The organism is Prosthecobacter sp. SYSU 5D2 (genome assembly GCF_039655865.1).
Classification (GTDB): Bacteria; Verrucomicrobiota; Verrucomicrobiia; order Verrucomicrobiales; family Verrucomicrobiaceae; genus Prosthecobacter.
Genome location: NZ_JBBYXL010000006.1, coordinates 414,633 through 423,984 on the forward strand (window position 1 = coordinate 414,633; position 9,352 = coordinate 423,984).

Genomic DNA, 9,352 nt, shown 5'->3' on the forward strand with positions numbered 1-9,352 from the left:
TTATGATAGCGTTTCTTTAAAAAGCCAAGGCATGCCCCTCCGACAGCCAGTGTCGTTGCCAAAAAGACTAAAGCAGGGGTGCCCCATTCCATATATTACAACAATTATAGCTGCTATGAACATGAAGGCAAAGAAATCATCACTTCTAAACAAACTTTTTTCATCACCCCCTGATTATTTGACTCAGGTGAGCAATCCGTCAAGGAATGGACTACAAGGATGCGCAGAAAACAGCCTACTAGGATCAATGAAGATAGAAAAACTCATTCGCATTCAGCAGCACATGACACAAATCTGTCACCGCCTCCCGCTCAGGATCCAACGCTCCCCTGGCAGTGACTGGCGTTGCGCCTGACTCCCACCGCCAGGCCGTTTTCGCATCGCCCTTCAGCATTTCCGCTGTGATGTCGGCATTCACATCCACCACGCAGGTCGCATCTGTCGCCCCCACCCAGGCCATCAGCTTGCCACCGTCCAGGCCGCCCTGCCGCATGGCAAAACGCGCGATGGCTCCATGCCACAGACTGTTTTTGTCTTTTTCACGACCGCCTACATACAGGCCACGCTCCGCATTCACATACCCGCCACACACCTGGTGAGGTACGGTCACACTCTGCATTGGTGATTTCGGGTCGCTCAGGTCCTTCGCATAAAATGTGATCGTCCCACCGTGCACCTGGCCTTCCGCAGGCTCGTTGTTAATCGCCGCCGCCACATAATAAGGCGTGTTCAAAGGGATCCGCAGCCCGGATGCCACCACTTCGTACATCAGAGTGCCCTGGAAATCATCGCCCGAGAGCTGAACAATCAGATTGTTCGGCTTATATGCGGACTTCTCGCTCGTCACGCCCAGGGACCAGCCCCGGTCTGACTTGCTGTTGTCCCAGCGGGAGGCAATCGTCCGCACATTCGAACTTGGATAGAGGCTGCTCAAATTGACCACCGCTTCCAGGGCGAATTCATTTCCCTCAATGCGTCCGGTCTCTTTCACGCGCAGCTTCTCATGGGACGTACCCGGTGTATGTAGCAGCGTCTTTGCCGTCTTTGAGGCCCCGGAGCTACCGAAAAAACGGCTCGCATCCGCAATCGCAGGCGGCTCCGTCGGCTGGACTGGGATTTCCTTGTTCAACTGCCCCCGCTGCGCCGCCAGAAAGGCAATTGCATCCTTTTTCTCCGCTGACGTGGCCTTTCGTGTGAATGCCAGGCGGTAGGCGAGGTCCACCAGCTCCGCATCCGTCTTCGGCCCCTGGTTCAGCAGGTGTGCCGCCATCGCCCGCGCCCGCTCCAGCGGCCAGTCCCCGTTAATCATGAGCAGGCTCTGCGTCGCTGTCGTTGTCGAATCCCGCGTCGGCAGGCTGCTGAATCCTGGGGGTGCATCCAGGCTCGCCAAAAATTCATCCTGCGTATTGCGGATCTTCTTTGTATAGATGCTCCTCCGGGGTTTGCTCGCCGGCACGCTCTCACCGCCCATCTCCGGGTCCAGTTCGCCGCTCGCCGCCAGCACCGCATCCCGCGCCTGTTCAGCATCCAGCCGCCGGGGCAGGAAGCGCCACAGCAGCAGGTTCTCCGGGTCCGTCGTCAGCTCCTTCGTCGTCGGCGCACGCAGCGCCGTCTGGCGATACGTCGCAGACATCACCATCAGCTTGTGCAGCGGCTTCAGCTTCCAGCCGCCTTCCACAAACTCCGTCGTCAGCCAGTCCAGCAACTCCGGGTGTGTCGGTTTTTCACCCAGCCGTCCAAAGTCGCTGGGCGTTGCCACCAGGCCCCGGCCAAAATGATACTGCCACACCCGGTTCACCATCACCCGTGTCGTCAGCGGATTGTCCGCCCGCGTCAGCCAGTCCGCCAGCACCGTCCGCCGACCCGTCGTGGCTGATCCCGGCGAGATCTCCGGCAGCTTTGCCTCCTGCGGCTCCAGGATCGTCAGGAAACCCGGATTCACCACTGTCTCCCCCGTCCGCCGTGCCTTGAATTTCGTGATCCCAGGCGCACCGCCCGTCTCACCAATGATGAACGCTGGCAGCAGCGGCTTCGGCTTCAGCGCGTCAAACTGCGCCAGCGCCTCCTGGGCCACCTTCAACTGAGACTGCTCAGGCTCCTTGATCTTGTCCGTCTTGAACCGGTACCGCTCAAACTCCGCCTGCCGCCAGGCCAGCCGCACCACCTGTTCCTCATACGCCGTCCGCTCCACCGCAGGCTTCTTCCACATCGCCACCACTTCAGCCGGAAATTTCTCCATCGCCCGCGTCTGCGCACCAGCCACCTTTGGCTCAATGATGGCATCAATCACTGCCAGCGGCTCCTTCGCCGCCTCACGCCAGGCCGCCATTTGTTTGTCATAAGCCTTCACTTCCTCAGGGGTCGCCAGCGGCTTGTCCTCAGGCCACACAATGTTCGAAAAGAACGCCTGCAGCCGGAAATAATCCTGGTGCAAAATCGGGTCAAACTTGTGGTCATGGCACTGCGCACACTGCACGCTCATCCCCATAAACACATCCGCTGTCACCCCCGTCACCTCATTCATGATGTTCTGCCACTGCGTCTCCGCATCCCGCTGGTTATACTCATAAATCGAGTGCCTTAAAAACGCCGTCCCAATGCTCACCTTCGGATTCGCCGGGTCCATCTCATCCCCAGCAATCTGCTCCCGCACAAACCGGTCATAGGGTTTGTCTTCATTGAACGACTCGATCACATAGTCTCTGTAAGGCCACACATTCGGCCGGTACGCATCCTGCCGGTAACCTTCAGATTCCGCATAGCGCGCCAGGTCCAGCCAGTGCTGTCCCCACCGCTCACCATATCTGGGGCTGGCCAGCAGCCGGTCCACCAGCCGCTCATAGGCCGATGCCGTCCCCTTTTTCACCGGCATTGCCTTCTCGGCACGCACCTCCTCCACAAATGCCGCCACCTCCGCCGGGCTCGGCGGCAGACCATGCAGGTCAAAATACACCCGCCGCACCAGCTCCTCCGGTGACGCTTCTGCTGCAGGTGTCAGCCCATTCTCCGCCAGCTTCACCCGCACAAACGCATCAATCGGCGAACTCACTCCCGCCGCCGCATCGGCTTTCACCGCCGGCACCTGTGGCCGCTTCACCGGCTGAAAGGCCCACCATGCCCGATCCTCCTCCGTAAACTCACCCGGCTTCCGTGCCGGTGCCGCCGCCGCCACTTCGGACTCCGGCCAGGGGGCTCCCATCGCGATCCACTGCTTCAGCGCCGCGATCTGCTCTTCCGGCAGTTTCCCATCCGGCGGCATCTCCAGGTCCCCGTCCTCATACCCCACCGCCCGCATCAGCAGAGATTTCTCCGGTTGGTGCGCCACCAGCGCCGGACCCGTATCTCCCCCCTGGTTCAGATACGCCAGATTATCCACCCGCAGCCCTCCCTTCTGCTTCTCCTTGCCATGGCAGCTGTAGCACGACTCCGCCAAAATCGGCCGGATCTTGTTCTCAAAAAATTTCAGCGACTCCGGCTCAATCGCCCAAGCCTGAGCACCCGCCGCCAGCATAAAAGCCCCAAAAAGAGAACGCATTGAAAACATAATTACACCTATAAGGCCCCCGCCCCCCACTTTTAGACATAAAAAATCAAAAGACACTCCCGTTCTGCCGCCACTTCCAACGCTTATCGCCTTCAGCGCACTGGAGTCTGGTGCCGCGCGCAGCCAGTTAAATCGCCCTTCCGCAGCCCAAACCCCCGCCAACCCCATTTGTTCACGCCAGCGGGATCATTCGGCAATCGGCATTTTATTCCCCTTCCTCTCTCCCCCCAAATCAGAAATCATAAATCCTAATCATAAATGATCTCACCTCTCCCTCGGCTCCAGTTCATGATCCGGGTCCCGGCGCTTTTCATAGACCCGCACCCGGGCCTGTAGCTCCCGTTTCGACCGCCGCTCCACGGTCATCTGCCGCTTCTTGCGGCTGCGCCGCAGTTTTTCGATCTCCTCATCCAGCTTCAAAAAGCCTTCCATCCGCCCCGCGTCCAGCTTCCCCTCCACCAGCGCCGCGCGGATCGCACAGCCCGCATCCTTGCCGTGCTTGCAGTCCCCAAACTTGCACTGCTGTGCCAGCGCCTCAATGTCCGCAAACCCCTCGCGCAAAATCACCTCGTTCGTCCACATCTGCACCTCCTTGATGCCCGGATTGTCAATCAGCACGCCCCCCCTCGGCAGGATGACCAGCTCCCGCGCCGTCGTGGTGTGCCTCCCCTTCCCCGTCAGTTCATTCACCTCATCAACCCACTGATATTCATCACCTAACAATTGATTAAGTACCGACGACTTACCCACCCCGCTGGACCCGATCAGCGTCACTGTCCGCCCCTTCGTCAAATACTGCCGCAGCACCGCCAGGCTGCGCTTCTTCGTCGCACAGGTGATGTGTACATCCGCCGCCGGATTCAGCGCCCGGATCTCCTCCGCAGCCGCCTCATTGTCCTCCTTATCATAGAGGTCGCTCTTGTTCACCAGCACCACCGCCTTCGCCCCGCTACGGGCGATGATGGTAAAATACCGTTCCATCCGCCGCAGGCTGAAGTCCGTCCCTGCATCTGTCACCACCACCACCACATCCACATTCGCCGCGATCACCTGCTCCTCCGTGCTCTTCCCCGCCATCTTTCGAGATAGACAGGTCTGTCTAGGCAGCCTGGCCCGGATCACATGCTCCGCGTCTTCGCCCCCCACCTCCAGCGCCACCCAATCTCCCACCGCCGGCAGTTCAGCATCCGTCTCCGCCTCGTGGTACACTTTCCCACACATCACCGCCTCATACTCATCACCATCCCCGGTCAGCGCCCCATATGTGATCTTGTTATCCCGCGTCAACCGCGCCGGCACCCAGCCCGCCTTGTAAAACGGGCCAAACGCCTCCTCAAAAACCGAATTCCATCCAAGATCACTCAACGTCATCCCCCAAAATAGCCGAACAAGCTCAAAGAACAAATCAATCAAGGATGCGGAGTTAAGCGGGATGGAGGAGAGTGAGATGCCTGCTCAGGCAACAGCAGGTGGGACAAAGCTCTCGTTTCCTCCGCTTCACCAACCCCGGGACTTGGTAAGTCCCGCTCCTTGCCCCGCTGTGCATGGGGGCTCACACAGCCGAGATTCTCGCGGGCCGTATTGCTTCTTTAACGTCTTGTCCCCAAAGAGTAAGCCTGGGAAAATAAACCGCCTGAAATCAGGCCGCTGTCGGCGGGAGATTCGATGAGGAAGTGAGGCCGGTCCATGGGCAGCCAAGTAAGCGAGTCCAACGTCTCTGTTTTTGACCTCCTCTGCCTTTCAGCTTCATGCTTCTAAGCAGGGTTAGGCCCCATTGAATTCCACACCGTCAATTCCAGTCTCACTCATCGCCACGCCCCGCACTTTATCCACATGAAACGATTCATCCCCTCCGCCTTCGCCACACTTGCCATGCCATTCCTGGTGATGGCGCAGTCCCCCGTTCCGTCTCCAGACGACGACAAGCCGAGGGTCCCGGAAGCACCCGTCCCGGCACCTGAGACTGTCGTGCCTGCTGTGCCCCCTGCGCGTCCTAGTGCCACGCCGGCTGGGCCTGGCCGGCCTGAAAGACCTGCAAGACCCGGTTTGGATCGCCCCGGCCCTCCCGGAACTGAACGCCCTGGCGCTCCTGGCGCTAAACGCCCTGGCCCTCCCGAAACTGAACGCTCTGGCCCTCCTGGCACCAAACGCCGCGGCTCGCCCGGAGACAGAGATAAATCGGGCGCGCCCGAAAATCCGGCCCCCGTTCCCGCTGGCACTCCGCCAGAAGAGAATCCATCCGCCAATCGAGAGCGCCCGTCCCCGCCTTCAGGCAGGGAGATGCCTTCAACACGCCCGTCTGAGACGCCCGGCACACCACCCACCGCTCGTGACGCACCGCCCTCCACCTCTGGCACTTCCAGAACTCGCCCCATGCCCGGCCAACGACCCACCGGCGCTCCGAAAGAGCGTGGCGCTGATCCTTCTCAGACACGCCCGCCAGCCCCTGGCGCTCCGATGCCTCCCGTCACCTCTAAGCCCGAAGCCCCCGGCGAACCCAAATCCGCAGATCGGTCCAAGGGTCGCGAGCGGCCTGGTCAGCCAGGACAACCTGGGGATCGCGGACGGCCCGGACGCCCAGGATCACCTGAGAGCCGAGATCGCCCTGAGCGCCCCGCCGCCCAGAAACCCCCTTCGCAGGAGACTGCCAAAGTGCTTGAAGATGAGCCCAAGCGTGATCGCCAGGCCGACGCCGCCCAGGCTCGCAAGATCGAAAACCCTGAAGATGCCAAGCGCCTCCTCATGAACATCCTCGGTGGCAGCCCCGCCCGGGTTGACTCCAATGATCGTCCTGGTTCAAATGACCGTTCTGGCCCAAACAATCGTCCTGGCTCAAACGACCGTTCTGACCCACGGCGGCGCAGCGACGGCTTCAGGTCTGGCTACCGTCCCTCCTTCGAAGAAGTGGGCCGCACCCAGCAGGACCGCGACCGCACCGTCAGCAGCATCGTCGAGCGCTTCCAGGGCCGTCCCCCACAGGCTGCGCCTTCCGGCAGCGTTTATCGCGAACAACGCATCTTCGAAGCCAACGACACCCGCCGGCGCACCCAGTTTTACGAAGGGAACCGCCGGGTGATCCGCTACTCTTCCATGCAGCAGATCCCTCCCATCATCATCGCCTCCCAGCAGCTCAACCGCGTCCAGCTCCTCCCCCACGCGCAGAACACCTACACCGTCAGGCCGCCCGCACCGCAGCAGGAGCAGTATTACCAAAACGACATTCCCGCTTCCTACACCACCGGCGATGCCTATGCCGTCTCCTACAGCGTTGACCCTGACTCGGCCATCAGCACCGATGCCATCCTCTTCCGCCAAGGCTCCACCGACTTCGCCGACGCCTACTCCTACGACCTCGTCATTGACATGGCCAACGCCATGCAATCCCCCGCCCTCAGCAACGACACCTTCGTCATCGAAGGCCACGCCTCCGCCGAAGGCGACTACGGCCAAAACCTCCAGCTTTCCCAAGAACGCGCCGAGCGCATCTCCCGGGAACTCGTCCATCATGGCGTCAGTGCCGAGCGTCTCATGCCCGTCGGCTACGGCGAAGCCGAAGCCGCCTACCCGGCTGATGCTAACGAAGGCGACAGGCGGCTGGACCGCAGGGTTGTGGTGTTCCGGATGCGCGAATAAAGCCTCCTTCCATTCCGCCATCAAATGCCAGAACACGCCCCAAATAAAGGGGCGTGTTATTGGGCTGGGCGCGCCGCTTTACCAACTCTTGGCGGCTGGGATTTGGTTGGCCTAACATATAATCAAAGTCCCCCCAACGAGAGGTTTTGTCAATTGTCGCACTGACCCAGTTTTCCCCTTGATTTATCAGGCTTCATGTCGCCTGACTCTGTTTCCCCATGCTAAGATATTGATCGGGAGGCTGGATTCAAGGGCGCCGATATTCGCCATTTGCCGCGGCGGTTTCGATTCGTCTTTTCAAGTAATCGGTTAGTTCAAAGACGAGCGTGTGAAGTTGATCATAGCCTACAACATCAATCTCTGTCTTCTCGCCATGGGCAATTTCGTTCCGCTTTTTCAGGAGGCTTCCATCTAGCACCAAGAAACGGGAAGTAAAGAAGTCATCACAGTAAATACCAACCGTCGTGAGCAGATTTATGAGAACTTTAGAACTGAGATTGTCCTCGGAATCTATTGAGCCCGCTAATGTGAATTTCCCTGTGTTTCCCTGATTGAAGGTCGCGAACTCAATCACATTTAGATACAACTGAATACGATTTGATTGACCGGCTTCACGAATTGCGCCTTTACTGGCAATCGCCACGAAATTGGTTTTAAGTTGGTCATATCGGAGACCTTGCCTTGCAACGAATCCCAGATAAGCCTCGCACGCACTCTTGGCAAAACCTTCCCAGTGCGCATATAGCAATGGCACTCCTGCACGAGCCAACAGTCTTTTCTCGTGCACACGATTTGTTGTTTGAATTGAGAAGCGAAGATTGGTCATCTCTTGCTTTCGCCAAGCAAGAGCCTGATCAAGAAAATCTGTTAACTCCGATTGCGACCTTATCTTCACGGTTTAAATAGTTCACGTCCAAGTGGAATCGTCACTGGTAGCCGGGTAGTTGGCCTGACTCCAGAACCGGTGCCCTTCGTGAACTGCTTATTGTTCCATATTTCACGATGGGTTGTCATTACCTTATCATTGCTGACGGCAAAATTTTCATCTTCCATGTAGTATCCAATCCCCAGCGCGATGACCTCAAACACCGAGATCAAGAAAGCCCCTTCAGCTCTGCTTTTAACGTGACTGAAACGTCTAAAAGTATCATCTTGGAGCGTTTGCGCTAAAGCATCGAAAGTGCGGTAGAAGCATCGCTCTTCCAAATTCCAGTCAAACTCCTTGTTCTCGGCTAAGTTGGTGATCCTATCTGTTAACCACGGTCCTAGGTCGGGCATTTGTGACAAGTCGGTGGACGATGCTTTCCGCAGAGTGATGAATCTCACCACAAGTTCGAGAGGGTACTGCTCGGCTATTTGCTTCTCTGTCAGTGGAAGGCAATCGATGAAATTTTGGTATTTGCCTAATTTGGCAAGCCGTTTGAAGAAATCGGCATTAATCATCAGCAACAAACAGTTGCGCACTTCTTGTGGTGTCGCGGCCGATCCGCCTGTGTTTAATCGGTCGAACAATTCATATTTGCTCCCTGAATCACTTTTATTCAGGACGATCTTGATGTCCAGACGCGCTCTTTTGATGCGCAATTTCGCGTAATCGGTCAATACGATGCATCCCTGTCTCCCCAAGTCTTGCCTTTCAAGTCAGGAAGATATTTTGTCCCAAGGAGGGGCAGTGGCGGTTTCCTTTTCCCTTCTTCATCAAGAAGATCGCCGGTGAGCTCAAAGATTGTGGATAGTCTCTGAAGTCCATCAATAACGTCCCAGCGCCCATCGGAATCCTGGGAGACAAAGATTGGCGGAATCGGAATACCCAGTAACACTGATTCAATGAGCCGAGACTTCTGTTCTTCGCTCCAACGAAAAAAGCGTTGGAATTCAGGATGTAGATTCAGTTCCCCGTCGCGATACAACGACAAGACTTCTCCAACCGACATCGCATAGGCATCAGTCGAGATCTCTTGGCTGCGGAGGGCGATCTGTTCGTCAAGTGGGCTTGAGGTGCTCATGAGGCTACGCTATAGACTTCCTAACCGGCCTCCACAAACTCCTTCGACTTATGGCCATCCCGCGCTGAAGTGAGGTGCGCTAAAATCCTGGACCACAAAATAAGGGACAAGCACTATGAGAACCGTGATCCGCAAACGATACAGCAATGATTTCAGAGAGCAGGCAGTG

Annotated in this window: 6 protein-coding genes; 1 reads left to right on the plus strand and 5 read right to left on the minus strand. The window is 57.7% G+C overall.

The features are described from left to right. Positions 1-244: 244 nt before the first annotated feature. On the minus strand, positions 245-3,535 hold the full coding sequence (locus WJU23_RS12730) for a PSD1 and planctomycete cytochrome C domain-containing protein (protein WP_346332956.1): 3,291 nt from the start codon (positions 3,533-3,535) through the stop codon (positions 245-247). A gap of 273 nt (positions 3,536-3,808) precedes the next feature. Further along, entirely contained in the window at positions 3,809-4,957 is a 1,149-nt protein-coding gene (rsgA, locus tag WJU23_RS12735) for a ribosome small subunit-dependent GTPase A (protein WP_346332957.1), read from the minus strand. Between the two features lie 1,239 nt (positions 4,958-6,196). Here rsgA and WJU23_RS12740 point away from each other — a divergent pair. Further along, positions 6,197-7,177 (plus strand): OmpA family protein, encoded by a 981-nt coding sequence (locus WJU23_RS12740; RefSeq protein WP_346332958.1) that lies wholly within the window; start codon positions 6,197-6,199, stop codon positions 7,175-7,177. A 247-nt stretch (positions 7,178-7,424) separates the two neighbouring features. Here the strand turns inward: WJU23_RS12740 and WJU23_RS12745 are convergent, their stop codons facing one another. Genes WJU23_RS12745 through WJU23_RS12755 form a run of 3 tightly spaced genes read right to left on the minus strand, consistent with a single transcriptional unit; the run spans position 7,425 to position 9,183 of the window. Further along, positions 7,425-8,072 (minus strand): MAE_28990/MAE_18760 family HEPN-like nuclease, encoded by a 648-nt coding sequence (locus WJU23_RS12745; protein ID WP_346332959.1) that lies wholly within the window; start codon positions 8,070-8,072, stop codon positions 7,425-7,427. Then, positions 8,069-8,779, minus strand: coding sequence for a hypothetical protein (locus tag WJU23_RS12750; protein ID WP_346332960.1), 711 nt, complete (start codon positions 8,777-8,779; stop codon positions 8,069-8,071). Before WJU23_RS12750 ends, WJU23_RS12745 begins: the two co-directional genes overlap by 4 nt. Continuing rightward, positions 8,776-9,183, minus strand: a complete 408-nt coding sequence (locus tag WJU23_RS12755) for a DUF262 domain-containing protein (RefSeq protein WP_346332961.1) — start codon at positions 9,181-9,183, stop codon at positions 8,776-8,778. Before WJU23_RS12755 ends, WJU23_RS12750 begins: the two co-directional genes overlap by 4 nt. Positions 9,184-9,352: the final 169 nt, after the last annotated feature.

Bases quoted from the DNA above. Each gene is read 5' to 3' on its own strand.
- WJU23_RS12730 (WP_346332956.1), bottom strand. From the start codon at position 3,535: ATGCGTTCTCTTTTTGGGGCTTTTATGCTGGCGGCGGGTGCTCAGGCT.
- WJU23_RS12755 (WP_346332961.1), bottom strand. From the start codon at position 9,183: ATGAGCACCTCAAGCCCACTTGACGAACAGATCGCCCTCCGCAGCCAA.